Origin of the sequence: Thermus sp. NMX2.A1 (assembly GCF_000511705.1) — a bacterium.
Taxonomy (GTDB): Bacteria; Deinococcota; Deinococci; order Deinococcales; family Thermaceae; genus Thermus; species Thermus scotoductus.
Genome location: NZ_ATNI01000074.1, coordinates 1 through 24,523, shown reverse-complemented (window position 1 = coordinate 24,523; position 24,523 = coordinate 1). Strand labels below are relative to the sequence as shown.

The window sequence follows — 24,523 nt, the reverse complement described above, 5'->3', positions numbered from 1 at the left end:
CCTAAGGCCTCCCGGGCTGCTGGTGACGATAGGGTACGGGCACGTACTGCACGCTGGGCTTACCCCCCTGGGCCTGGGGGTAGAGGTCCATGAGCTCGTAGACCTCGAGGGGCATCTCCGTGCTCACGGGAAGACCCATCTCCCGGGCCTGGGCCACGTCAATGGGGTAGTCGTGGGTCCAGGTGCCTTGGGAGAGGAGGGTGGCCACCTCCTCCGCCTTCTCCTCAGGCATGCGCTTCAAAAGCAGGTTTTTCACCGTGGCCTTCACCTGCTTCAGGGCCTTTTCCGCCACATCCGCCAGGATCAGGGTCTGGTCGTCGATCTCCTGGATGGGCTTCTTCTCCAGCACCTTGAGGATGCTGGCCGCCGGATACTGGCCGAGCTGGGGGTCCACGGGGCCCAAGACGGCGTTTTCATCCATGACGATCTCGTCGGCGGCCAGGGCGATGAGGGTACCCCCGGACATGGCGTAGTGGGGCACGAAGACCGTGACCTTGGCGGGGTGGCGCAACAGGGCCTCGGCGATCTGCTCCGCCGCCAGGACCAGGCCCCCTGGGGTGTGGAGGATGAGGTCTATGGGCACATTCTTGTCCGTGAGGCGGATGGCCCTTAGGACCTGCTCCGAGTCGTCGATGTTGATGAAGCGGCTGATGGGGATGCCCAGGAAGCTTACGGCTTCCTGGCGGTGGATGAGGGTGATGACCCGGCTTTTCCGCTTGCGCTCCAGCTCGGCGATCTTCCGGGCCCTGGCCCCCAGGAGCATCTGCTGTTGCAGGTAGGGGGTGAGGGCGGACAGGATAAAGAAGAGCCAGAAGAGCTGAAAGAAGATTTCCATGAGAAGAGTATATAGGCCTAGGAGGAGCGGGCGGGGCGGCGGGGCCTTGGGGCTTCGCGCAGAAGTAGCCTGCCGATCTCGGGGGCAAACCGGATGAGGAGGGCCCCCAGGGGGATGGAAAGAAGCACCAAGAGCACCGCCACCTGGGCCACCAGGGGATATCCCTGTTCCAGGGCCAGGCTTCCCAGGACCAGGTTAAACTCCCCCCGGGGTACCAGGTACAAGGCGCTATAGAGCCGGCGTTTACGGGAAAGCCCCACCCGGGCGCCCCCCGCATGGTTTAAGGGTAGCTTCAGAAGAAGCCCGATAAGGGCCAGGACTACAACCGCAGGCGTCAAGCCCTGGAAGAGGCTGAGGGCCTTTGCCCCCACCACCAGGAAGAAGAGGGCCACGCCCAGATCCCGCACGGGGCCGAAGAGGTGCTCCAGCCTTTCCCGAAGGCCTAAAGCAGCAGCGATGACCCCTGCGAGAAACGCACCCACGCCTTCCGAGGCCCCGATGGCGTGGAAGAGCAGGGCGGTCCCGGTGGTGAAGGTGGCTCCGAGAAGGAGGATGAGCTCGTGGGATAGCCCTTCCATCCAGGAAACCAGCTTGGGACCGATGAAGCGGGCGAAGAGCAGGTAGGCGAGGGCCAAGGCTATCCCTCCGATGAAGCCCACGGGGCCGTGCCCGCCCAGGAGGGCCAGGAGGATGGCCACCACCAGGTCCTCGAGGACCAAGACCCCCAGGACCACCTCGCTTTCGGGGTTGGCCGCCCGGCGCAGGTCGATGATGAGCTTGACGATCACCGCACTGGAGCTAATGTAGATGGCTCCGGCCAGCAGGGCAGCTCCCCGGAGGTCCAGCCCAGCCAGGAGTCCCAGGATAAAGCCCAGGGGCAGGGCCAGGGTGTCGTAGAGGCCTGCCCTAATCGCCTTCCCCGATAGCCCCTTAAGCCGGTCGGGACCGAACTCCAGCCCCACGGAGAAAAGGAGGAGAAGAAGCCCCAAAGAGGGCAGGGGTTCCAGCTCCTCCACGGGGAGCCTCTCGCCCATCAATAGCCCCGTGAGAAGGTACACGGGCAGGGGAGGAAGCCCCGCCTTGTGGACGAGAAGGGCTCCCAGGGCCAGAAGCCCCGCCGCCAGGGTAAAGGCCTCCACGGAAGGGTGCATCAGAGGGTCCTCTTCAGGGTTTCCACGGCCTCGCGGCTTCCCGCCACCACCAGGGTATCCCCCGTTTCCAGAAGGGTGTCGGGGCTGGGGTTAGGGATGAGGGGAGCCCCAGGGCGGTCCACGGCCAGGAGGTGGGCCCCAGGGGGCAGGGCAAGCTCCCCCACCCGCTTGCCCACCAGCTTGGAGCCGGGCAGGACCTTGATCCACTCGATGACCTTCTGCCCAAGCTTGCTTTGGGTGTCCCCTACCGCCTCGGGGTGGAAGAGCACCCCAGCCAGGATGGCCCCAAGCTCTCGGGCTTCCTCGTCGGTGAGGTCCAGGGCCATGGTGGGCTCGTCCTCCTCCCCCGCCTCGAAGTACTGGACCTCCCGCTTCCCCGAGTGGTGGACCACGATGACGATCCGGTCGCCGCTTTGCACCGTGATGGTGTACTTCCGCCCCACGCCGGGAAGAACCGCTTCCTCCACCCTCATGGTCGCCTCCTGGGGGAAAACTGCACGGCCAGGGTGCGCCCGGCCACCAGGGCCAAGATGCCCAGGGTCCAGAAGAAGAGGTCCAGCCCGGAGAGCTTTTCGGCGAAGAGGAGGAGAAGAAGTTCCCGCAGGGCCAGGGCCACGCCGATCTCCAGGAGGACCTCGAGGCGCACCCTTTCAAACTCAAAGTACTCCACGAAGACCCGCACCAGCTCCAGGACGATGACCAGGCTCAGGACGTTGGTGACCAGTTCCTTAAGGCCCAGGCGCACCGTGGGTTCGGTAAAGGTGAGGCCCAGCTCCATGAAGGTGCGCCCCACCCCCACGAAAAGCCCGATGAGAAGGGCCACCACCACCAGGTTGAAGACCAGGCGGGTGGCCCGGCGGTACAGGGAAAGAAGCAGGTCCTGGCTCATGCCTAGAGAAGAAGGTTAAAGACCCGCTCAGCACGTTCGTGGTGTTCGGTTTGCGGGTTCTTAAGCCTGGGGTCCAGCTCCTTCAGTACCCGGGCGTAGGCCACCACCAGAGCCCCGGCGATCTCGGGAAGCAGGTTGCGCACGTCCTCGGAGATCTCAAGGTCCAAAGGGGGCAAGGAGGCCAGGGCGTCCAGCACGGGCTTGAGCTCCAGGGTGGTTTCCATGGCCCGGAACTCCTTTAGGGTTTCTTGAAGCCCCTTGGTGAGGGGCAGGTCGGGCTCGAGGATGATGTCCCGGCCGTTGTACTTGGCCTGGCGCTCCGCCACCACCAAAAGGTCATAGATCTTGTTCCTGAGGAAATCGGAAAGGCGTTTAAGGTCGTTCTTGTCCACATCCAGGCCCGCAGCCAGGCGGAAGAGCTTCTCAAACTCGGCTACTTTCATCAGCATACCCGCTCACCTCCTCACACCAGGGTAAGACTTGACAATAACATTGTCAAGAGACCTGATAAAAACACACCAACCTAAGGCGGAAGGCCAAGGGTTGGTGGGGTCTTTACCCCTCCTGCACGGGGATCCTCACGGGGGGCTCGGGCGGGCGCTTCTCCCGGGGGATCCTCACCTCCAGCACGCCCTTGTGGAGCTTGGCCTCAATGCCTTCCTTCTTGGCGTCCTTGGGGAGGAGGTAGGCGCGGTAGATGCGCCCGTAGACGATCTCCGAGAGGTGCTTGGTGCGCTTTTCCTCCTTTTTCTCCCCTTCCACCACCAGCTGGTCCCCATCGAGGCGCACCTCCAGGTTCTCGGGGCCCAGGCCCGGAACCTCCACCCGCAACAGGTAGTGGTCCTCGTGCTCGGAAAGCTCCGAAAGGGGCTCCAGGGTTTCGCCCTCCTCCTTAAAAACCTTCTCTAGCGCTTCCTCAAAGGCCTTGCGCACCCGGTTCCGGCCGAAGGGCCAAAGCTTCTCCAGCATCTTGACCTCCTCTTAAGGGCATAGGGCCCCGCCCTCAGGCGGGGCCCCCGGGGCTTTAGCGCACGTTTCCGGTTTCCAGCTTCCTCGCCCTCAGGTCCAGGAGGCTGTACTCACCCTCGGAGAGGTCGCCCGGCACCACCACCCAGCTTGCCCCCAGCATCTCGTGCTTCTGGCCCCTGCCGGCGGTGATCACCAGGAGGGGGTTATGGGTCTTGACCAGGTGGGCCACCTCATGGGACCCCCCTTCCCCAAGGCCCTTGTGGTAGGGGTTGGTGTAGAAGAGGAAGATCTTGGGGTAGTCCTTGAGGTCCCAGAGGGTCTTCAGGTGGTACTCCGCCACCCAGGCAGGGTAGCGCAGGGCCTCGCCCTCCTCGGGCTCGCCGTCATCGGTGATCTCCCCGCCGATGCCCGCCACCAGGTAGGGGCCCTTCCAGAAGGTGAAGGTCTCGTGGACGTTTCGCATCTCGGGCCGCACCAGCTCGATGTTGGCGGCCTCCCGGAGGTATTCCCAGATGGGGGCGTCCTGGGGCCCGGGGATGTAGGCGGTGGGGAGATGAGCCTCGGAAAGGATGCGGAAGAAGGCGGCGTAGTCGCGGCTTTTTGCCGTCTTGGGCATGAGGTTGCCCACCAGGGCGAGGGCGTCCGCCCCCGTTTCCGGGGCCAGCTTCACCAGCTTCTCCAGGGCCTCGAGGTCGCCCATGGGGTTGGAAGTGGCCAGGATGTACCGCGTGGTCCGCCGCATACCTCACCTCCTATTCCACCTGCACCTGGATCCTCTTGGGCCTGCTTTCCTCGGCCTTGGGCACCAGAAGGTGGAGCACCCCGTGGCGGAAGCGGGCCTGGACCCGGGAGAGGTCAAAGGTGCTGGGCACGTTGAAGCTCCGGGCGAAGGTGCCGTAGGGGCCCTCGAGGCGGTGGTAGGCCACGTTCTCCCGCTTCTCGAAGGGCCGCTCCGCCTTCACGGAAAGCACGCCTTCCTCGGCCACCACCTCCACCTTCTCCGGGTCCACCCCGGGAAGGTAGACCAGCACGTGAAGCCCAGCCTCATCCTCCATCACGTCCACCGGAGGGGCGTACACCCTGGGCCCCTGCTGGGGGGTGGCGCCGAAGGCCCTTGCCAGACGCTCCTGCAACTCCTCCAGCTCCCTGAAAGGATCAAACCGAACCATCCTCCTCACCTCCTTTCACCACCTCAGGAGCGCGGCCATGCCCCCGCGCTCCAGAAGTTCTTTTTCCGCTTCGCCCCGCACGAACTCCAGCTTGGCGGCATACCCCGCGGCCAGCTCGGGCAGGACCACGGCCAGGGGCTTGGCCTCGGGGTTTTGGCACTGGGCCAAGGCCCGGGCCTCATCGGGGAAGAAGATCCCGTCACAGGCGTAGGCGGTCTGGTCCAGGTGCCAGGGAAGCACCCAGAGCTCCACCCGTCCCTCCTGCACCCTTTCCAGCACCTCGGGGCCGAAGACCGCTTTGGGGTAGGCTTCCTCCAGCTTCTTGAGAAGCTCCACCTCCCCCTTGCGCTCTATCTCCTCCAGGACGGGCTCCAGCCGCTTGAGCACCTGGCCGGGACTGGCCCCGGGGTGGGGCAGGGAGGGAAGCAGGGCCACCAGCTTCTCCTTAAGGCGCTTGGGCAGGTAACCCAGGAAGAGCTTGGTGTGCTCCTCGGGGCCCATGAGGATCAGGCGGGTGAACCCCCGTTCCTCCACCAGCTTCTCCAGCTCGTGGCTCAGGGTCTTGTAAAAGCGCTCCTCCCAAGCGGCCAGGCGCTTGGCGAAGAGGTCCTGCCCCGCCCCGCCCCGGGAGATCCCCGCCAGGTTGAAGCGGCGCCCCGGGGCGTCCAGGGAAAGCCGCCGCCAGGCCTCGGTATCCAGGGCGAGGAAGGCATCCCCCACTTCCTGGATCTCGCCCAGGAAAACTTCAAACACCCGCCAGCGCTCCTGGTCCAGGTAGACCACCCCGTAGCGCTCGTACTCGTCCAGGGCGTAGATGAGGGGGAGGAGGAAGGGTTCGCCGTAGTGGGCTAAGGCCCCGTCCGTGAGGAAACGCCTTTCCTTTTCCCCCAGGAAGGTGGTCTTGAGGCTGGAGACCAGGGGCAGCTCCACCTGGAGCAGGAGGGTTTCAAAGAGCTTGTCCTTGGCGAAGAAGACGGCGGTCTTGGCCTCCAGAACCTGGTTTTTCAACACTTCCAGGACCCTATCCTGCAGGTCCTGGGGCACCCCCAGGGCCTTCATGGCGTCCTTGGCCCTTAGGGCATAGGCCCGGTTGGCGTTTTCCGGCTTGGCGGGGTTGATGTCCAGGTAGAGGGAGAGGATGGGCCCCTCTGCGATAGCCAGGGTTTCCTTGATGCGCCGGATTTCTTCCTTTCCGATCATAGGCCACCTCCTAAAAGGGCCACGGCTTTGCGCACGGCTTCTTGGTTGAGCCTTTCCTCCTGGCCCAGCCGGGTGAAGAGGGCCTCGAGGTCCGGCTCGGGAAAGGTGCTTTCCAGGTAGTAGGCCCGATCAAAGCCTTCCTCGGAAAGAAGGCGGAGGAGCGCCTCCCAGCCCTCCTCCTCCACCTGGGGCATCGGGGGGAGGGAGGCGCCTTGGCGGCGGAGGGCCTCGGCGATGGCCTCGGCATGGGCCCGCTCCCTACGGGCCACCTCCTCCAGGAGGGCCCGGAGGTGGGGGTAGGGCACCCTTTCCGCCGCCCGCTCCGCCCGCAGGGCATCCAGGAGCTCATCCTGGTAGGCCTTTTGCAGGACTTCCACCACGCTCATGCCGCCTCCTTTCTCAGGCCTCTACCCGCTCGGGGGTGCGGAAGACCAGCCCCGTGGGCCCGGCGTCCACCACCACGGCATCCCCCTCCTTGATCTCCCCGGCCAGGATCTTCACCGCCAGGGGGGTTTCCAGCTCCCGGGCGATCACCCGCTTCAGGGGCCTGGCCCCGAAGACGGGGTCGTAGCCCCGCTCGGCCAGGTAGTCCTTGGCGGCCTCGGTGAGGGTAAGGGTGATGCGCTTTTCCGCCAGGCGGGCCCTGAGGCTTTGGAGCTGGATCTCCACGATCTCCCGCAGCTGCTCCCGGGTGAGGGGCCTGAAGACCACGATCTCGTCCAGGCGGTTCAGGAACTCGGGGCGGAAGTGCTTTTGCAACACGGCGAAGACCTCCTCCCGGATGCGCTCGTAGGGCAGGCCCTTCTGGATGCCCTCGAGGATCAGGGGGCTTCCCAGGTTGGAGGTGAGGATGATCACCGTGTTGCGGAAGTCCACGGTGCGCCCGTGGGAGTCGGTGAGGCGGCCGTCGTCCAGGATCTGCAGGAGGATGTTGAAGACATCGGGGTGGGCCTTCTCGATCTCGTCGAAGAGGATGACCGTGTAGGGGCGGCGCCTCACCGCCTCGGTGAGCTGCCCACCTTCCTCGTAGCCCACGTAGCCGGGTGGCGCCCCGATGAGCCGGCTCACCGCGTGCTTCTCCATGTACTCCGTCATGTCGATGCGCACCATGGCCTCCTCGGTGTCGAAGAGGGTGGCGGCCAGGGTCTTGGCCAGCTCCGTCTTGCCCACCCCCGTGGGGCCCAGGAAGAGGAAGCTTCCGATGGGGCGGTTCGGGTCCTTGAGGCCGGCCCGGGCCCGCCTTATGGCGTCGGCCACGGCCCGGATGGCCTCCTCCTGGCCCACCACCCGCTTGTGGAGCTCGTCCTCAAGCCGTAAGAGCTTCTCCCTTTCCCCTTCCAGGAGCTTGGAAACCGGGATGCCCGTCCAGCGGGAGACGATCTCGGCGATGTCCTCCTCGGTCACCTCCAGGCGCACGAAGCGGGCGTTTTTGAGCTTCTCGGAGAGGGCCTCCACCTCGGCCTCGAGGCGGGGAAGCTCCCCGTAGCGGAGCTCGGCGGCCCGGTTCAGGTCGTACTGGCGCTCCGCCAGCTCGATCTGACGGCGTACCTCGTCCAGGCGTTGCTGGGCTTCCCGCAGCTTCTTCAGGACTTCCCGCTCCGCCTCCCACTCGGCCTTGAGCTTCTGGATCTCCTGGTTGAGGTGGGCGATCTCCTCCTCGATGGCCTTGAGCCTTTCCTGGGAGTCCGGGTCCTTCTCCTTCTTTAGGGCCTCCCGTTCGATCTCCAGCTGGAGCTTCTTCCGCTCCAAGGTGTCGATCTCCTCAGGGGCGCTTTCCAAGGCCATGCGCAGGCGGGCTGCCGCCTCGTCGATGAGGTCGATGGCCTTGTCGGGAAGGCGCCTTTCCGTGATGTAGCGGTGGGAGAGGACCGCCGCCGCCACCAGGGCCGGGTCGGAGATGCGCACGCCGTGGTGCACCTCGTACTTCTCCTTGATGCCCCGGAGGATGGAGATGGTCTCCTCCACGCTGGGCTCGTCCACGAAGACGGGCTGGAAGCGCCTTTCCAGGGCGGGGTCCTTCTCGATCTCCCGGTACTCGTCCAGGGTGGTGGCGCCGATAAGCCGAAGTTCCCCCCGGGCCAGGGCGGGCTTCAGCATGTTGCCGGCGTCCACGGCCCCCTCGGCCTTGCCCGCCCCCACCACGGTGTGGAGCTCGTCGATGAAGAGGATGATTTCCCCCTGGCTTTGCACCACCTCCTGGATCACCGCCTTCAGGCGCTCCTCAAACTCGCCCCGGTACTTGGCCCCGGCCAGGAGGGAGCCCATCTGCAAGGAGATGATGCGCTTGCCCTTGAGGCCTTCCGGCACATCCCCCTTCACGATCCGCTGGGCCAGCCCCTCCACGATGGCGGTCTTACCCACCCCCGGTTCGCCGATGAGGACGGGGTTGTTCTTGGTGCGCCGGAGGAGGATCTGGATGGTGCGCCTTATCTCCTCGTCCCGGCCGATCACCGGGTCCAGCTTGCCCTCGGCAGCCAGCTTGGTGAGGTCGATGCCGTACTGCTCCAGGGCGTTGTAGGTGCTTTCCGCATGTTCCGTCTGCACGGTTTTACCTCCTCTTAGTTCCTGTAGGGCTTTTCTTAAGGAGCCTTCTTCGGGAATACCCACCTGGAAGGAGGGCTCGGCCCTCGAGGCCTCCGCCAAGGCCAGGACCAGGGTATCCAGAGCCACGAACCGGTCCTGAAGCTCCCCCATGAGGGCCTCGGCCCGGTCCAGGGCCCGGGCAAGCCTTTGGGAAAGGTACTGGCCCACCTCGGCCCCCTCCACCTTGGGCAGGCGGCCCAGTTCCCGCTCGGCGCTTTCCTTGAGGGCCTTGGGGTTACCCCCTGCCCTCTCCAGAAGCCGCCAGGCCAGGCCCGTGGGGTCTTTCAGGAGGACCGCCCATAGATGGGGCAGGTCGATGGCCTGGTGCTTCATCTCCCGGGCCAGGACCTGGGCCTGGGCCAGGGCCTCGCGGGCGGCTTGGGTCCAGCGTTCCAGGTTCATACTCCCTTTCCTCCCACTGCCCAAATCATATCACTTGACAAAGATCATGTCAAGTAAGCTGCGCAGAACAAATACCCAACCAAAACCTCACGTCCAGGAGAGGTTCGCTAAACGGGGGCGGTGGCAACGCTCTTTGTCTTGATTATAGGGGAAAGGAATGGGAGGGATGTCCCGGTCTTCGGTTTGCCTTGGAGGTGGCTTGGGAAAGCCAAAGCCCCTGGCAGGGCTTAGCGGCGCTCCAGGATCTCCACCACCAAGGCCGCTCCCACCAGGTTGGCCCCCAGGTCGCGGCGAATGCGTTCCGCCTTGGCCATGCGCAGAAGGTCTTCCTCCCGGAAGTACCAGGCACCCCCCACCTCCAGGGGCTCCACGAAGCCGATCTCCACGTAGGCCCGCACCACCCCCAGGGAGAGGCCGTAGTCCGCCAGGGCCTCCAGGGATAGGTAGGGGCTACGCGCGAGCATAGCGCACCTCCTTGAGCTTCCGCCAAAGCTCCTCCTCCTCGGGCGTCAGGTCCTCGGGGATCACCACCCGCACCTCCAGGTAGAGGTCCCCGCGGCCATGGGGTCCGGGAAAGCCCTTCCCCTTAAGCCGGAGCTTTTTGCCCGCCTGGGTTCTGGGGGGGATGGTGACCTCCACGGGGCCTTCCAAGGTGGGGGCCCGCACCTTGCCGCCCACCACGGCGATGGGGGCAGGGACGTCCAGGGTGGCGTAGAGGTCCTGGCCCTCGAGGCGGAAGACCGGGTGGGGCAGAAGGCGCACGGAAAGGAGCAGGTCCCCTGGGGGTTCCCCAGGACCTCCCAGGCCCGCCAGGCGGATGAGGCTTCCCTCCTGCACCCCTGGGGGAATCCTCACGGAAACCCGCCTTCCCCCCACCTCCACCACCTTTTCGCCTCCCCGGAAGGCTTCCTCGAGGGTGAGGGGAAGCTCGGCCCTGAGGTCGCGGCCTTTCCTTGGCCTCCTCCGCCCCATGCCCCCGAAGAGCCCGCCGCCGAAGAGCTCCTGGAAGAAATCGGAGAAGTCCTCCACGTCAAACCCGGAGAAGTCGTACCCCCCAGGGGGCGGGGGTGGAGGAGGGGTGGCGGTGCCGTAGGTGTCGTAGACCTTGCGCTTTTCCGGGTCGGAGAGGACGGCGTAGGCCTCGTTGATCTCCTTGAAGCGCTCCTCGGCCTCGGGGCTTTTGTTCACATCGGGGTGGTACTGGCGGGCCAGGCGCTTGTAGGCCCGCTTGATCTCCTCCTGCGTGGCGTTTCTCGGTACCCCCAGGATGGCGTAGTAGTCCTTCATGGCCTACTCCACGCCCTCTTCTTCGGGGCTTTTTTCCTCGCCCACCGCCACCCGGGCCGGGCGCACCAGGGCCTCGCCCAGGCGGAAGCCCCTTTGGAAGACCCGGGCCACCTTGCCGGGCTCCCCGGGAAGGAGGCCGATGGCCTCGTGGTAGCGGGGGTCAAAGGCCTCCCCCTCCCCGGGCACCTCCTCGATCCCAAGCCCCGCCAGGATGCGGAAGAAGCCTTCCCGCACCGCCTTAACCCCTTTGAGGATGCTGTCCGGGTTGGCCTCGGCGAACTCCAAGGCCCGCTCCAGGTCGTCCAGGACGGGGAGAAGGGCCCTGACCGCCCTGAGGATCCCTTCCCGTTCCCTAAGCCTAAGCTCCTCCTCCATGCGCTTGCGGTAGTTGTCAAAGTCGGCGAGGAGGCGCACGTACCGGTCCTTCAGGGCTCGGAGCTCCTCCTCCACGGCCAGGAGGCGTTGTTCCAGGGCTAGGGCCTCCTCGCCCACCGCCTTAAGGTCTTGCTCCACCTGGGCGGCCTGCTCCGGTTGGGTTTCCTCACGTTCCTTCTCCATGCTTCCTCCAAGAGGGGGCAAGGGGAAGCCCCTGCCCCGGCAGGGGCCGGGGCAGGGGGGCTTTAGTCGGCGGGCTTGTAGTCGGCGTCGATCACGTCGTCAGGGCCACGGCTGGATGCCCCGGTGGTCCCGGCGGTGGCGGCCTTCTCGTAGGCCTCCACTGCCTTCAGAAGCTCCTCCGTGGCGGCCTTCAGCTCGGGGTCGGAGGCATCCTTCTCCGAAAGCTCCTTGGCCCTGGCGATGGCCGCCTCGAGGCGCGCCTTGGCCTCGGGGGTGCTTTGCTTCTCCTGGAGGATCCTCTCCGCCTGGACGCGGGTGGAGTCCAGGGTGTTCTTGAGCTCGGCGTGCTCCCGGCGGCGCCGGTCTTCCTCCGCGTGGCGCTGGGCCTCCTCGATCATCCGCTTTATCTCCTCCTCGGAGAGGGTGGTGGTGTTCTGGATGGTGATGGAGGCCTCCTTGCCCGTGGACTTCTCCTTGGCGGTCACGTGGAGGATGCCGTTGGCATCGATGTCAAAGCAGACCTCGATCTGGGGAACCCCGGCGGGCATGGGAGGGATACCCTCGAGGCGGAACCGGCCCAGGCTCTTGTTGTCCGCGGCCATGGGGCGCTCGCCCTGGAGGACGTGGATCTCCACCGCGGTCTGGTTGTGCTCGGCGGTGGTGAAGATCTCGCACTTGCGGGTGGGGATGGTGGTGTTCCTGGGGATGAGCACGGTCATCACCCCGCCCTTGGTCTCCACCCCCAGGGAGAGGGGAGTGACGTCCAGGAGTACCACATCCCGCACCTCTCCCATGAGGACCCCCGCCTGGATGGCCGCGCCCATGGCCACCACCTCGTCGGGGTTCACGGAGCGGTTGGGCTCCTTGCCCAAGAGCTCCTTCACCACCCTCTGCACCGCGGGCACCCGGGTGGCCCCGCCCACCAGGATCACCTCGTCGATCTGGGCCGGGGTCAGGCCCGCATCCTTCAGGGCCTGCTCCACCGGGCCCCTGAGGCGCTTCAGGAGGGGCTCGATGAGCTCCTCAAACTTGGCCCGGGTGAGCTTCTTTTCCAGGTGCAGGGGGGTCTTGCTGGCGGGATCCAGGGCGATGAAGGGCAGGCTGATGGTGGTCTCCACGGTGCTGGAAAGCTCGATCTTGGCCTTCTCCGCCGCCTCGATGAGGCGCTGGAGGGCCTGGCGGTCCGCCTTGAGGTCCACCCCGTACTCCCGCTTGAACTCCTCGGCCAGCCAGTTCACGATGGCGTGGTCCATGTCGCTGCCGCCCAGGTGGGTGTCCCCGGAGGTGGACTTCACCTCAAAGACCCCCTCGCCGATCTCCAGCACCGTGACGTCAAAGGTGCCGCCCCCCAGGTCGAAGACCAAGACGGTTTCGTTTCCTTTCTTGTCCAGGCCGTAGGCCAAAGCGGCAGCGGTGGGCTCGTTGATGATGCGCAAGACCTCGAGGCCCGCGATCCGCCCAGCGTTGGCCGTGGCCTCCCGCTGGGCGTTGTTGAAGTAGGCGGGCACGGTGATCACCGCCTTGGTGATCTTCTCCCCGAGCTTCTTGGAGGCGTCCTCCACCAGCTTGCGGAGGACCATGGCGCTGATCTCCTCGGGGGTGTAGAGCTTGCCCTTGATCTCCACCCGCACCCCGCCATCGGGCCCGGGGACCACCTTGTAGGGGACCCGCTTGGCCTCCTCCTGGACCTCCTCCCAGCGGCGGCCGATAAACCGCTTGATCTCAAAGACGGTGCCCTCGGGGTTCAGGACCGCCTGGCGCTTGGCCATGCGGCCCACCAAGATCTCGCCATCCCGGAAGGCCACCACGCTGGGGGTAGTCCTTTCCCCCTCGGCGTTTTCCAGAACCACCGGCTTGCCGCCTTCCATGACGGCGATCACGCTGTTGGTGGTGCCCAGGTCAATGCCCACTGCCTTGGTCATAGCTACACCTCTCATTTCAAGCATAGACCATGCCACATGGATAAGTCAAGAGACTTGAGCATACCCATATCATGGTGCCCTGGGCTACCCGGATTTCCCCGGGGGCGTGTACCCTAAGAGAAGACATGTCCCGGCTTCCCTTGAACTTCTTGGTCTTCGTGTTGGGCCTGCTCCTTTTGGCCTGGGCCTTCAGCCTGGCGGGCACGGCGGGGAACCCCGGGGGTGGGGTGAACTACACCACCTTCCTGGAGGACCTGCAGGCGGGCCGGGTGAAGGAGGTGGTGGTGCGGGCCGGGGATACCCGCATCCAGGGCACCCTCACCGATGGCTCCACCTTTACCACCTACGCCGCCAGCCCCCCGGACAACCAGACCCTCGAGGCCTGGATGCGCAAGGGGGTCAACGTGCGGGTGGAGCCCCCCCAGGGCCAAAGCCCTTTGGGCTTCCTGTGGCCCCTTCTCCTGGTGGGTCTTTTGGTGGGCGCCCTCTTCTACTTCTCCCGCAGCGGGCGCGCCGGGCCCTCGGACTCCGCCTTCAGCTTCACCAAGAGCCGGGCCAAGGTGCTCACCGAGGCTCCCAAGGTGACTTTCAAGGATGTGGCCGGGGCCGAGGAGGCCAAGGAGGAACTCAAGGAGATCGTGGAGTTCCTGAAGAACCCCGCCCGCTTCCACGAGATGGGGGCCAGGATTCCCAAGGGGGTCCTGCTGGTGGGCCCCCCTGGGGTGGGGAAGACCCACATCGCCCGGGCGGTGGCCGAGGAGGCCAAGGTGCCCTTCATCACCGCAAGCGGTTCCGACTTCGTGGAGATGTTCGTGGGGGTGGGGGCGGCCAGGGTCAGGGACCTCTTTGAAACCGCCAAGCGCCACGCCCCCTGCATCGTCTTCATCGACGAGATCGACGCCGTGGGCCGCAGGCGCGGGGCAGGGGTTGGGGGTGGCAACGACGAACGGGAGCAGACCCTGAACCAGCTTCTGGTGGAGATGGACGGGTTTGAAAAGGACTCCACCATCATCGTCATGGCCGCCACCAACCGGCCCGATGTCCTGGACCCGGCCCTTCTGCGCCCGGGCCGCTTTGACCGCCAGGTGGCCATAGATGTCCCTGACGTGAGGGGTAGGGAGCAGATCCTCCGCATCCACGCCCGGGGTAAGCCCCTGGCGGAGGATGTGGACCTGGCCCTTCTGGCCAAGCGCACCCCGGGCTTCGTGGGCGCGGACCTGGAGAACCTCTTGAACGAGGCAGCCCTCCTGGCGGCCCGGGAAGGCCGGAAGAAGATCACCATGAAGGACCTCGAGGAGGCCGCCGACCGGGTGATGATGGGGCCGGCTAAGAAGAGCCTGGTCCTCACCCCCCGCGACCGCAAGATCACCGCCTACCATGAGGCGGGGCATGCCCTGGCCGCCCACTTCCTGGAGCACGCCGACGGGGTGCACAAGGTGACCATCGTGCCCAGGGGCCGGGCTTTGGGCTTCATGATGCCCAGGCGGGAGGATATGCTCCACTGGAGCCGGAATCGCCTCCTGGACCAGATCGCCGTGGCCCTGGCTGGGCGGGCAGCGGAGGAGCTCATCTTTGAGGACGTGACCACGGGGGCAGAAAACGACTTCCGCCAGGCCACGGAGCTGGCCCGGCGCATGATCACCGAGTGGGGCATGCACCCTGAGTTCGGGCCGGTGGCCTACGCCGTGCGGGAGGATACCTACCTGGGCGGGTACGACGTGCGCCAGTACTCTGAGGAAACCGCCAAGCGCATCGACGAGGCGGTGCGCCGCCTCATTGAGGAGCAGTACCAGCGGGTGAAGAATCTCCTTCAGGAGAAGCGGGAGATCCTGGAGCGGGTGGCGGAGACCCTCTTGGAGCGGGAAACCCTCACCGCCGAGGAGTTCCAGAAGGTGGTGGAGGGCCTGCCCCTGGAGGAGGAGGAAAGCACCCCCCAGGAGCGCCCGGAAAAGGAAACCCCCCGGGTGGTGCCCAAGGTCAAACCAGGGGGAGCCCTGGGCGGAGCTTGATACCCCCTTGCCTTGGCGAAAGCCCAGGTGGGGGCCCCGGAAAATCCTCGCCCCCGCGGTGTTCTGGGATACCTAGGGGCACGGCAGAGAGAGAAAGGGTAGGAGGCGAAATAAACCCGGGGGGCTTTAGCCCCCCGGGGGAAGGGAATACCTTACTTCTTGACCTTTTCCTTGAGGGCCTTGCCCGGCTTGAAGGCGGGATACTGGGTGGCGGGGATCTTGATCTTCTCCTTGGTGCCGGGCTTCACGCCGGTGCGGGCCTTGCGCTTGCGCACCTCAAAGGTGCCGAAGCCGGTGAGCTGGACCTTGTTCCCCCCCGAGAGGGCCTCTTCCACCTTGGAGAGGAACGCATCCACCGCTGCCTTCACGTCCTTCTTCTTGAGGCCCGTGGCGGCAGCCACCTGATCCACCAGATCCGCTTTGGTGACTGTTTTCTTTGCTGCCATTCTTCACCTCCTTCCTCTTTCCCCTTCCGCAAGGACTATAGCACGCCTGAATGCAGCCACGCAATACTCTGACCTATTTGTATACCTGTGTATAGCAATGTGTGATAACGGAAGTATTGGCTCTAGCGGTACTGGGGTGGCAGGAGTTCCCGTACCCGGGCCTCTATCTCCCGGGTCAGGCTTTCCAGCTCCTGGTGGGTAAAGCGGGAGAGCCTCGGAACCGGTATAGGTTTGCCGTAGATCACCCGGATGGGCCTGCGCAGACGGAAGAGCTTTCGGCCCACGGGCCAGGCCTGGTCGGTGCCCACCACGGCCACGGGTACCACCGGGCTTCCGGTGCGCAGGGCGATGGCTGCCACCCCGGTCTTGAAGGGCTGGAGCTTGCCCGTGCGGCTTCTAGTTCCTTCCGGGAAGATGCCGAAGGCCATGCCCCGTTCAAGGGCGCGGATGGCGCCCTTGATGGCGGAAAGGTCGCTTTGCCCCCGCTCCACGGGAATGGCGTAAAGCCGGGGTAAAAGCCAGGAGAGGAAGGGCAGGCGGAAGACGTCGGCCCGGGCCAGGAAGCTCACGGGACGTCGCACCCCGGCCCCCACGGCGATGGGATCCAGGATGGAAAGGTGGTTGGCCGCCAGGATCACAGGACCTTCCCGGGGAATGTTTTCCGCTCCCTCCACCCGGTAGCCGAAGAGAAGGTGCAGGAGAAACCGGGCCAGATACCAGGCGGCCCGGTAGACGGGATTCGGCCGGTGTGCCTCCACGGGTTCCAGTTTACGGGTCCAGCTGGCGGAGGGCCTTGCCCGCCTCGAGGTGGGCCAGGCGCAAGGGTTCCGGCAGGCGGAAGCGGGTGGGAAGGTGCTTCACGAAGGCCAAGGCTTCCTCCAGGCCCACCCGGTGCCCCGGGGAGATGAAAAGGGGCTTGACTCCCTTTCGGCTGCGGTAGGCGTAGCCCAGGGGGCGGCCTTCCGGGGAGAGAATCCTTACCGCACTTCCCGCCTCCAGGGGCAAGGGAGCCTCGAGGCGACCGTAGAGCAAACTCTTGGCCACCCCGATGCTAGGGAGGTCCAGGTGCACCCCCAGGTGGCTGGCGATGCCCAGGCCTCGGGGATGGGCGATGCCTTGGCCATCCACCAAAAGGGCCTCGGGTGGCTCGGGAAGCGCCTCTAAAGCCTGGAGATAGGCAGGAGCCTCGCGGAAGGAGAGGAAGCCGGGGATGTAGGGGAAAAGGGCTTCCTCGGGCACCACCCCCACCCCCACGGCCAGGGGGCCCTTCTCCAGGTGGTAAAGCACCGCCACCGTCACCAGGGGCTTCCCCCTTTTATGGGAGGCGTCAAGGGCGGCGATCCGTTTGACGCCTTTAAGGCTTCCCTTCAGGATCACCCTTTCCGCTAGGCTCCTTTGCAGGGCCATGGCCGTCTGGAGGTCCTCCGGCTTGGGGAAGGGCGCCATGGGCTTTCCGGGGGGGGTTAGGTGGCCTCCCGCAGGCGCTCCAGCACCTCGGGGTCGGAGGGATCCACCCCGTAGAGGAGGGCCAGGTAGTAGGCGGTCCAGGCCAGCCGGTACCAGAGGGCCAGGGCCTGGGCCAGGCGGCTTCCCGTGGGAGCGGGCACCTCGGCGATGGCGTCCACCCGGGTTTCCAGGATTTCCTTGGCCAGCCGTACCGCTTCCCCTTCTCCCAGAAGGAGGGCGGCCAGGGGGTCTCCCTGCTCGTGGCGGGCCTCGAGGCCCGTGAGGAAAAACTCCAGGGCGCTATGGGGTGGGGTGAGGGCCAGGCTTTTCCCGATGCGGGCAAAAAGGCTCTGCGCCGCTTCCTCCAAGGGGCGGTGAAAGGGAGCGTAGAGGAGGGGGATCCGCTCCACCAGGGTATAGGCCAGGAACTTGGCGGGGTTCTCCTCGAGGGGGATTTCCGGGGTGAGGCGTTTTCGTTCCTCCAGCAAAGCCCTGTCCACCTCCGAGAGGGCTTCCTCCTGTCCTGTGGCCAGAAGGAGGAAGCGCAGGTAGCGGTAAGGGTTCAGGGGGCTAGGGGACAGATAGACCTCCACCCCGGGGCGGAGGCCCACCTTGACCACCTGCACCCGCTCCGTTTCTGCCAGAAGGGAAAGGGCAGCGGCCTCTCCCAGGTCGTACCCTCCTTCCAGCACGAACAGGGTTCCCTCCTCCGTCCAGTCGGGGAGGCCGGACAGCCGGGCGGCGAAGTGACCCTCCCCATAGCCCAAGGCGGCGTGGGGTGCGGGGTAGGACCTGGTGGGCACGGGACCCGTGCCTACCAGGTCGCGAAGCTCCAGGGCCAGGCCCCGGCGGTCCGAGAGATAGGTTTCCTCGCGGTCCAGGTCGCGCATACCCCTTATGCTAACCCTCGTGCGGCTTTTCCGTCCTAAGCCGGTGCTGCGTCCCTGGGGGGGAGGTGCCCTGGGCTTCGGCCCAGGGGTGGGAGAGGTGTGGCTTTCGGAGGAGCCCCTCCTGGTGAAGATCCTGGACCCAGCGGAATGGCTTTCCGTGCAGGTTCACCCGCCCCATGCCTATGCCCTAGAGAAGGAAGGGAGGCCTGGCAAATACGAGGCCTGGTACGTGCTCACCCCGGGGGAGGTGGTTTACGGCTTTTCCCGGCGGGTGGGCCCCGAGGAGCTTAGGGATGCTGTGGCCAGCGGGAACCTGGACCCTATCCTGAACCGGATTCCCGTGGCCCCGGGCCAGGTGCTCTACCTGCCCGCCGGGGTGGTGCATGCCTTGGGCCCGGGGGTGAGGGTCTACGAGGTGCAGACGCCCTCGGACCTCACCTACCGGCTTTACGATTACGGCCGCCCCCGGGAGCTACACCTCGACAAGGCCCTTGAGGTGGCTATTCTGGAACCCATCCCGTTACCCCCAGTCCGGCCCGAGCCGGTGGAAGGGGGAGAGTGCCTCCTCAAGACGCCCTATTTTCACCTCTATCGCTATCCCTTGCGGGGGGTCCTTCATCTTAAGTCCCAGGCTCCCCTTCTCCTCACCCTCCTAGAGGGCGAAGCCCAGGTGGAGGGCACTTCCTTGGCACCCCCGGCCACCTTCCTACTGGAGCCGGGGGAAGGGATCCGGGTGGAAGGGGAGGGGTTTTTCCTCGGGGCGAGCCCTACAGGGTCCTGAAAAGGGCTTCCACCCTGGGGGAGGGTCGTTCCCCAAGCTCTTCCCAAAGCCTTTTCCGGTAATGCTCCAAGAGCTTTCGGGCCCGAGCCCGTTGCCCCTGGGATAGGCAGGATTCCACCAGGGGGATGAGGGCTTCCTCGTCCAGGGGGTCCAGCTCCAGGAGGCGCTCCAGGAAGCGGGGTTCCCTCCTCTTCAGGAAAAGGGTCCGCACCCGGTGGAAGACCTCCTCCCGCTTGCGGTCCAGATGGGGGTGGTCCAGGCCAGGGAACAGGGGTTCTCGGTAAAGGCGAAGGACTTCTTCCGCATCCTCCTGCACAAGAGCTTCTTCCAGAGCTTCCAGGTCGGAGGTTACCCGCGCCAACCCCTCCTCCCCCAGGTAGGTGGGAACCCCCCCCAGGGCTCCAGGAGCTTCCGGATGCGGGCAAGCCACACGTAGAGGTTGTTGAGGGCAGCCTCCTCGGAGAGGTCCGGCCAAAGGGCAAAGGCCACCTCCTCCCGGGGAAGGCCGAGAAGCAAGAGGGCGAAGACCTCCTTGGCCTTGCCCCTTAGCTCCACAGGCCCCAAGGGGTTTTCCACATGGAAGCGTCCCACCACCCGGACCTTCAAGGGAGGTATCTCCGGAAGCCTCAGGGCGATGGCTTCCTTCCAGCCCAGGCGCAGGACCTCCAAAAAGGGGATAGGCCCGGGCAAGCTCGGGCCGCTTACGGGGCAGGGTTTCCAGGGGAAGGAGGCCGGGGAGGATCCCTTCCCTGGCATCGGTGAGGGCGAGGAGGGCTTCCAAATCCCCTTCTTCCCGTAGGAGGCGGTAGCGGGCGGCGTGCCATAGAAGCCTTTCCTCCCGGCTTTCGGGATAGGGGGGAAGGAGGCCTGGGTCCTTTTGCAGGAGGGCCCGGGTGAGGCTTGGGAAAAGGCCGGAGAGCCCCTCGAGGATCCCTGGGTCCTTCTTCAGCTCCGCGAGAAGGGCCCGTCCCCTTTCCACCAGGTAGGGGGTTTCCCAAAGCTCTGCCTGGGCCACGTGGCGGGTAAGGGCCTCCGCATCCCCTTCCAGGTGGGCGAGGAGCATCTTGGCCTCGAGGGAAGCCAGGGGGCTTCCGGGGGCTTGGGCGGCCCTTTCCAGGTAGGTGCGGGCCCGGGAAAGATCCTTCCCCAAAAGGGTTTCGGAAAAGTAGTAGGCCAGGTGCCCTAAGGCAGTGAGGGCCAGGGCAGGGTCCTTATCCGCCTCGGATTCCGCCAGCTTTTCCAGAAGGGATAGCCCCTCTTTTCTCTCGCACTGGGCCAAAGCCTCCCCGAGCCGCAGATGAGTCCTGGGGCCCCCGCGGCGCAGGAGGTGTCCCCACTCCAGAAGCCTTTCTGCGGGGATGGGGAGGGTGATAGGGCGCTCCAGCAGGTCCAAAAGTTCCCCCTCGAGGCCCGCTTCCCAGTAAGCCTCGGCCAGAAGAAGAGGGGGAAGGCGGGTGGCGCTTTGGCGTACGACCTCCTGCACTTCCCTGCGCAGGCTACGCTTGGCCATCTCCTTCAGGAGGGGATGAAGGGCGTAGCCCTCAGATAGGCGCCTTAGAAGCCCTTTTTGGAAGAGGCTTTCCGTTTCCGGCCGGGCAAGGGCAAGAGGCAGATGAGGCAAAGCAGCCAGGAGAAGGCCTTCTTGGAACTCCTCCGGGGATAGGCTCTCCTTCAGGCCCTGGATGAGAGCCATGGGCTCGGGAGGGCTTCCCGTGAGGGTTGGGAAGCTCGGGGTAGGGGAGGGGTTTTCGGCTGGCCAGCACCAGGAGGCAGGGGAGAGTGCGGAGGAGGGGGGAGAGATCCTCCGTCCCCGTCAGGTCCTCCAGGACGACTTCAGCCCGAAGGGCCTCCACCACCCCTCCCCAGGGCACCTCCTCGGGCAGGTCCAGGGCCTTGGCCAGAAGACTCCGGGGCTCGCCCAGAAGGCTGCTGGCCCAGAGGGTGCGAAGGCCCAGTTGGGCGGCAAGCTGTCCGGCTAGGACGCTTTTTCCGAAGCCAGCTGGGGCCTCGAGGTGGATGGCAAAGCCAGGTTCTTCGGGTAGCCGTTCCAGGAGCCTTTTCCGTTCCAAATAAACCGGGCTTTGCCACGCCAGGGCCATGCTTGAGTTCCATTGTAAGCGGGGGTCGCCCTTGACCAAAGCCCCTTACTCCCCCGAGACTGGGGGGCATGGACCGGCCTTACCTGGACCTAGGTCCCTGTGGCCCCTTGCGGGGGGTTCTGCGCGTTCCCGGGGACAAGTCCGTTACCCACCGGGGGCTCATGCTCCTGGCCCTAAGCCAGGGGGAGGGCAGGCTTTTCTATCCCCTAAAGGCTGGGGACACCCTTTCCACCGCTCGGGTCCTGAGGGCCTTGGGGGCGGAGATCCTTGAGGAAAAGGGCCCCGAAGGGGCTAGGTTGGCTAGGGAGGAGGGCCCCCACTTCCGGGTACGGGGGCAGGGGCTACGCTTGAAGGAGCCCGAGGATGTGCTGGACTGCGGCAACGCCGGGACCCTGTTGCGCCTCATCCTGGGCATCCTGGCGGGGCAGGAGGGGCTTTTTGCGGTCCTTACGGGGGACGCTTCCCTGCGCCGCCGTCCCATGGGCCGGGTGGTGGAGCCTCTCCGGGCTATGGGGGCCTCTATAGACGGAAGGGAAGGGGGTAAGAAGGCCCCCCTGGCGGTGCGGGGCGGAGGTTTAAAGGGAGTTTCCTACACCCTTCCCGTGCCCAGCGCCCAGGTGAAAAGCGCCCTTCTCCTGGCCGGGCTTTTTGCCGAGGGCGTCACGGAGGTGGTGGAGCCTGTTCCCACCCGGGACCACACGGAAAGGCTCTTCCGTCACTTCGGGCTTCCCTTGGAAGCCGAGGGCCCGCGCGTCCGCACCCGCAGGGCCGAGCCCTTTCCGGCCAGGGACCTCACCGTGCCCGGGGATTTCTCCTCTGCCGCCTTTTTCCTGGTGGCGGCCCTCCTCACCCCGGGTTCCGAGGTCACCGTGGAGGGCGTGGGCTTGAACCCCACCCGTACTGGTCTTCTCAAGGTGCTCCGGGAGATGGGGGCGGATCTGGAGTGGCAGGTGGTGGAAGGGGAGGCGGGGGAGCCCGTGGGCTGGATACGGGCTCGCTATAGCCCCCTGAAGGGAGTTTCCGTGGACCCGGGGTTGATTCCCCTCATGGTGGACGAGGTGCCCGTCCTGGCCGCCGCCGCCGCTTGGGCGGAGGGGGAGACCTATATTCCAGGTCTTTCCGAGCTAAGGGTGAAAGAGTCGGACCGCGTCGCCGCCATCGCCCATAACCTCAGGGCTTTAGGGGTGGGGGTGGAGGAGGGGCCGGACTGGCTTAGGATCCAAGGCGGTGGGGTGAAGCCGGGGGAGGTGGAACCCTTCCACGACCACCGCATCGCCATGGCCTTCGCCGTGGCGGCGCTCCCCGTGGGGGTTAGGATTTGGGAGCCCCATTGGGCGGAGATCTCTTACCCTGGGTTCTTCCAGGACCTGAAGCGGCTATGCGGGGCATCGTGACCATCGACGGGCCTTCCGCCTCGGGGAAAAGCTCCGTGGCTAAAAAGGTGGCGGAGGCCTTGGGGGTGCCCTACCTGAGTAGCGGCCTCCTCTACCGCGCCGCCGCCTACCTGGCCCGGAGGGTGGGGGTGGACCCCGGGGATGAGCCGGGTATCCTGGCTCTTTTGGAAACTTACCGGGTGCGTTTGCTCCCCGAGGTTCAGGGCAACCGGGTGGTGGCCGAGAAGGCTTCCACTTTGGAGGACCTGACCCCTTACCTCCACACCCCGGAGGTGGATCGCGTGGTTTCCCAGGTGGCGCGCCATCCCGGGGTGCGGGCCTGGGTGAACGAGAGGCTTAGGGAAGTGCCGCCTCCCTTCGTGGCCGAGGGGCGGGACATGGGTACGGCGGTCTTTCCCCAGGCGCCCCACAAGTTCTACCTCACGGCCACGCCGGAGGTGCGGGCCAGGCGGCGCACCCTGGAGCGGCCACAGGATTACCAGGAGGTGCTGAAGGAGTTGATCCGGCGGGACGAGCTAGACCGGGCCCAAAGCGCCCCTGCTCCCGAGGCCATCGTGATTGATACCAGCGGGATGACCCTCGAGGAGGTGGTGGCCCGGGTGCTCTCCCACATCCAGGACTGATCATGGTACCGGGAGCCAAGGAAAGGCCGGTACAGGAGTTCCTTAACGTCCTTCTCTTCCGCCCCTTGGCCCACCTGGTGGTCCTCTTGCTGTACCGCACCCGCGTTAGGCCTCACCACCTGGTCCTCTTCCATACGCTCTTGGTCCTGCTCGCCGCCAGGTTGATCCATCTGGGCCAGGATGTGCCCGCAGCCTTTCTTCTCCAGCTAAAAACCGTTTTGGACAACGCCGATGGCCAGCTGGCGCGCCTCAGGGGGGAGGTCACGGAGCTCGGGCGGTACCTGGACACGGAGCTGGATCTTTTGGGGAACCTCTTCCTCTTCCTGGCCCTGGGGGCGCGCACCGGGGCCTGGGAGCTGGCCTTTGCAGCCTTTTTGGTTTTCACCCTGGTCCAATCCTACGACTTCAACCTGGAGAGACTTTACCGGGAAGCCTGGGGTCTTCCCCTGCCCGTTGAGGAACGGGATCTCCCCACTCCGCCTCTCGCCCTCCTGCGGGGGGTGTACCGCTTCCTCTTCCTCCCCCAGGACCGGGGCATAAGGGCCCTGGAGGGCTTTGTGCTCCGGCGTTTTCGCCTTGTTCCCGAGCGCTTCTGGGACGAATGGGCTTTGGCGGGGGTGGTGAACCTGGGCCTCACCACCCAGATTTTCTTCCTGGGGGTCTTTTTGCTTTTCCAAAGCCCTGAGGCCTACCTCACCTTCGTGCTCCTTCAGGCCCTGTATCTTGTCCTTTGGTATCTATGGAGAATCCTCCGCGCCATCCCATCCCCACGGTAGGGGCCCTGGTGGAGCAAGGGGGCCGGGTACTTCTGGTGCGCACCCCGAAGTGGCGGGGGCTATGGGGGGTGCCCGGGGGAAAGGTGGAGTGGGGCGAAAGCCTCGAGAAAGCCTTAAGGCGGGAGTTCCGGGAGGAAGTGGGCCTTGACCTTAGGGAGGTGCGCTTCGCCCTGGTGCAGGAGGCCATCTTCAGCCCGGAGTTCTACAAGCCCACCCACATGCTCCTCTTCAACTACTTTGCCCAAGGGGAAGGGGAGGTGCGGCCGGGCGAGGAGATTCTGGAGTGGGCCTGGGTAAGGCCGGAAGAGGGCCTTTCCTTTCCGCTGAATAGCTTCACCCGGGTTTTGCTGGAAACCTACCTGGTGGTAAAAGGGGGGAGATGAGGGTTGCCTTGGTCACAGGGAGCGCCAAGGGCATTGGCCGGGCCATCCTCCTGGCCTTGGCCAAGGAGGGTTTTCACGTGGCGGTGCACTACCGCACCTCGGAGGGCCTGGCGGAGGCCACCCGCCTCGAGGCGGAGGCCCTGGGAGTTAAGGCCATCAAGGTGCGGGCTGATCTCACCCGGGAGGAGGAGGTCTTGGCCCTGGTGGAGGAGGTGCGCTACCACCTGGGGGGGATCGGCGTTTTGGTGAACAACGTGGGGGATTACCTCTATAAGCCCATAGAGGAGGTTTCGTTGGAGGAGTGGCGGTGGATCCTGGACTCCAACCTCACCAGCACCTTCCTCCTCACCCAGAAGGTCCTTCCCCTCATGGTGGCCCAGGGGTATGGGCGCATCGTGAACCTGGGCTACGCCGGGGCCCAGAACCTTCTCGCCCGGACTCACATCACCCCCTACGCCATCGCCAAGACCGGGGTGATCCTCTACACCAAGGCCATCGCCAAGCGGTTTGCCCAGGCGGGGATTACCGCCAACGTGGTGGCCCCGGGGGTGGCGGAAAACTCCGTGTCCAAACCCCTTCAGGAGATCCCCATGGCCCGTCTGGCCCTGCTCGAGGAGATCGCTCGGGCGGTGCTCTTCTTCGTGCGGGAGCCCTACGTGACCGGGCAGGTCCTCGAGGTGGCGGGGGGGTGGAACCTCTAGAAACTTAACC

The 24,523-nt window shown here is 65.6% G+C and carries 26 protein-coding genes and 1 pseudogene; 7 read left to right on the top strand and 20 right to left on the bottom strand.

The window, feature by feature from the left end:
• Position 1 precedes the first annotated feature (1 nt).
• The 15 genes from TNMX_RS07935 to dnaK all read right to left on the bottom strand — a co-directional run bounded on the left by TNMX_RS07935 (position 2) and on the right by dnaK (position 12,965).
• Positions 2 to 835, bottom strand: coding sequence for an ATP-dependent Clp protease proteolytic subunit (locus TNMX_RS07935; RefSeq protein ID WP_038031103.1), 834 nt, complete (start codon positions 833 to 835; stop codon positions 2 to 4).
• A gap of 17 nt (positions 836 to 852) precedes the next feature.
• Entirely contained in the window at positions 853 to 1,986 is a 1,134-nt protein-coding gene (locus tag TNMX_RS07930; protein ID WP_015717910.1) for a cation:proton antiporter, read from the bottom strand.
• Positions 1,986 to 2,459 carry a cation:proton antiporter regulatory subunit gene (locus TNMX_RS07925; protein ID WP_015717909.1) on the bottom strand — a complete coding sequence of 158 codons (474 nt, stop codon included), beginning with the start codon at positions 2,457 to 2,459 and terminating at the stop codon, positions 1,986 to 1,988. The genes TNMX_RS07930 and TNMX_RS07925 overlap by 1 nt, the downstream gene beginning before the upstream one ends.
• Positions 2,456 to 2,875 (bottom strand): phosphate-starvation-inducible PsiE family protein, encoded by a 420-nt coding sequence (locus tag TNMX_RS07920; RefSeq protein WP_015717908.1) that lies wholly within the window; start codon positions 2,873 to 2,875, stop codon positions 2,456 to 2,458. The genes TNMX_RS07925 and TNMX_RS07920 overlap by 4 nt, the downstream gene beginning before the upstream one ends.
• Before the next feature lie 2 nt (positions 2,876 to 2,877).
• Entirely contained in the window at positions 2,878 to 3,324 is a 447-nt protein-coding gene (locus TNMX_RS07915) for a DUF1931 family protein (RefSeq protein WP_015717907.1), read from the bottom strand.
• A 106-nt stretch (positions 3,325 to 3,430) separates the two neighbouring features.
• Positions 3,431 to 3,844 carry an Hsp20/alpha crystallin family protein gene (locus tag TNMX_RS07910; RefSeq protein ID WP_015717906.1) on the bottom strand — a complete coding sequence of 138 codons (414 nt, stop codon included), beginning with the start codon at positions 3,842 to 3,844 and terminating at the stop codon, positions 3,431 to 3,433.
• 55 nt (positions 3,845 to 3,899) lie between these two features.
• Positions 3,900 to 4,586, bottom strand: coding sequence for a hypothetical protein (locus tag TNMX_RS07905; protein WP_015717905.1), 687 nt, complete (start codon positions 4,584 to 4,586; stop codon positions 3,900 to 3,902).
• Positions 4,587 to 4,596: 10 nt separating this feature from the next.
• On the bottom strand, positions 4,597 to 5,013 hold the full coding sequence (locus TNMX_RS07900) for an Hsp20/alpha crystallin family protein (protein WP_038031100.1): 417 nt from the start codon (positions 5,011 to 5,013) through the stop codon (positions 4,597 to 4,599).
• A 15-nt stretch (positions 5,014 to 5,028) separates the two neighbouring features.
• A complete protein-coding gene (locus tag TNMX_RS07895; protein ID WP_015717903.1) occupies positions 5,029 to 6,213 on the bottom strand; it encodes a VLRF1 family aeRF1-type release factor in 1,185 nt (394 codons plus the stop codon).
• Positions 6,210 to 6,599 carry a ferritin-like domain-containing protein gene (locus TNMX_RS07890; RefSeq protein ID WP_038031097.1) on the bottom strand — a complete coding sequence of 130 codons (390 nt, stop codon included), beginning with the start codon at positions 6,597 to 6,599 and terminating at the stop codon, positions 6,210 to 6,212. The genes TNMX_RS07895 and TNMX_RS07890 overlap by 4 nt, the downstream gene beginning before the upstream one ends.
• Positions 6,600 to 6,612: 13 nt before the next feature.
• Positions 6,613 to 9,198, bottom strand: a complete 2,586-nt coding sequence (gene clpB, locus TNMX_RS07885) for an ATP-dependent chaperone ClpB (protein WP_038031094.1) — start codon at positions 9,196 to 9,198, stop codon at positions 6,613 to 6,615.
• 227 nt (positions 9,199 to 9,425) lie between these two features.
• A complete protein-coding gene (locus TNMX_RS07880; RefSeq protein WP_038031092.1) occupies positions 9,426 to 9,662 on the bottom strand; it encodes a chaperone modulator CbpM in 237 nt (78 codons plus the stop codon).
• Entirely contained in the window at positions 9,649 to 10,485 is an 837-nt protein-coding gene (locus TNMX_RS07875; RefSeq protein WP_038031088.1) for a DnaJ C-terminal domain-containing protein, read from the bottom strand. The genes TNMX_RS07880 and TNMX_RS07875 overlap by 14 nt, the downstream gene beginning before the upstream one ends.
• A gap of 3 nt (positions 10,486 to 10,488) precedes the next feature.
• Positions 10,489 to 11,043, bottom strand: coding sequence for a nucleotide exchange factor GrpE (gene gprE, locus TNMX_RS07870; RefSeq protein WP_038031085.1), 555 nt, complete (start codon positions 11,041 to 11,043; stop codon positions 10,489 to 10,491).
• Between the two features lie 62 nt (positions 11,044 to 11,105).
• Entirely contained in the window at positions 11,106 to 12,965 is a 1,860-nt protein-coding gene (gene dnaK / locus TNMX_RS07865) for a molecular chaperone DnaK (RefSeq protein ID WP_038031082.1), read from the bottom strand.
• 125 nt (positions 12,966 to 13,090) lie between these two features.
• On the opposite strand from dnaK, the gene ftsH reads away from it, so the two are divergent.
• Positions 13,091 to 14,974, top strand: coding sequence for an ATP-dependent zinc metalloprotease FtsH (gene ftsH / locus TNMX_RS07860; protein ID WP_038031080.1), 1,884 nt, complete (start codon positions 13,091 to 13,093; stop codon positions 14,972 to 14,974).
• A gap of 152 nt (positions 14,975 to 15,126) precedes the next feature.
• Here ftsH and TNMX_RS07855 read toward each other — a convergent pair whose 3' ends face one another.
• The 4 genes from TNMX_RS07855 to TNMX_RS07840 form a co-directional block, all read right to left on the bottom strand.
• Positions 15,127 to 15,420, bottom strand: coding sequence for an HU family DNA-binding protein (locus tag TNMX_RS07855; RefSeq protein WP_038031078.1), 294 nt, complete (start codon positions 15,418 to 15,420; stop codon positions 15,127 to 15,129).
• Positions 15,421 to 15,542: 122 nt separating this feature from the next.
• Entirely contained in the window at positions 15,543 to 16,178 is a 636-nt protein-coding gene (locus TNMX_RS07850; protein WP_038031076.1) for a 1-acyl-sn-glycerol-3-phosphate acyltransferase, read from the bottom strand.
• A 10-nt stretch (positions 16,179 to 16,188) separates the two neighbouring features.
• Positions 16,189 to 16,866, bottom strand: a complete 678-nt coding sequence (locus TNMX_RS07845; protein WP_038031074.1) for an endonuclease V — start codon at positions 16,864 to 16,866, stop codon at positions 16,189 to 16,191.
• A 17-nt stretch (positions 16,867 to 16,883) separates the two neighbouring features.
• A complete protein-coding gene (locus TNMX_RS07840) occupies positions 16,884 to 17,756 on the bottom strand; it encodes an SIS domain-containing protein (protein ID WP_038031072.1) in 873 nt (290 codons plus the stop codon).
• A gap of 7 nt (positions 17,757 to 17,763) precedes the next feature.
• Here TNMX_RS07840 and TNMX_RS07835 point away from each other — a divergent pair, with 7 nt between their 5' ends.
• Positions 17,764 to 18,537, top strand: coding sequence for a class I mannose-6-phosphate isomerase (locus tag TNMX_RS07835; protein WP_156919441.1), 774 nt, complete (start codon positions 17,764 to 17,766; stop codon positions 18,535 to 18,537).
• On the opposite strand, the pseudogene TNMX_RS07830 reads toward TNMX_RS07835, so the two are convergent.
• Positions 18,524 to 20,636: pseudogene (locus TNMX_RS07830) on the bottom strand (BTAD domain-containing putative transcriptional regulator). The gene TNMX_RS07835 and the pseudogene TNMX_RS07830 overlap by 14 nt on opposite strands.
• A 68-nt stretch (positions 20,637 to 20,704) precedes the next feature.
• Between TNMX_RS07830 and aroA the strand changes: the two are divergent.
• From aroA to tmpR, 5 genes are read left to right on the top strand one after another with little or no spacing between them, the layout of a single operon-like run.
• Complete coding sequence (aroA, locus tag TNMX_RS07825; RefSeq protein ID WP_038031069.1) at positions 20,705 to 22,030, top strand: 3-phosphoshikimate 1-carboxyvinyltransferase; 1,326 nt, start codon at positions 20,705 to 20,707, stop codon at positions 22,028 to 22,030.
• On the top strand, positions 22,015 to 22,653 hold the full coding sequence (gene cmk / locus TNMX_RS07820; protein WP_038031066.1) for a (d)CMP kinase: 639 nt from the start codon (positions 22,015 to 22,017) through the stop codon (positions 22,651 to 22,653). Before aroA ends, cmk begins: the two co-directional genes overlap by 16 nt.
• A gap of 2 nt (positions 22,654 to 22,655) precedes the next feature.
• Positions 22,656 to 23,429 (top strand): CDP-alcohol phosphatidyltransferase family protein, encoded by a 774-nt coding sequence (locus TNMX_RS07815; protein ID WP_038031064.1) that lies wholly within the window; start codon positions 22,656 to 22,658, stop codon positions 23,427 to 23,429.
• The gene (locus tag TNMX_RS07810) at positions 23,393 to 23,812 is read left to right on the top strand and encodes an NUDIX domain-containing protein (RefSeq protein WP_038031060.1); all 420 of its coding nucleotides are present in this window, start codon (positions 23,393 to 23,395) and stop codon (positions 23,810 to 23,812) included. Before TNMX_RS07815 ends, TNMX_RS07810 begins: the two co-directional genes overlap by 37 nt.
• On the top strand, positions 23,809 to 24,513 hold the full coding sequence (gene tmpR / locus TNMX_RS07805; protein ID WP_015717885.1) for a bifunctional dihydropteridine reductase/dihydrofolate reductase TmpR: 705 nt from the start codon (positions 23,809 to 23,811) through the stop codon (positions 24,511 to 24,513). The genes TNMX_RS07810 and tmpR overlap by 4 nt, the downstream gene beginning before the upstream one ends.
• Positions 24,514 to 24,523: the final 10 nt, after the last annotated feature.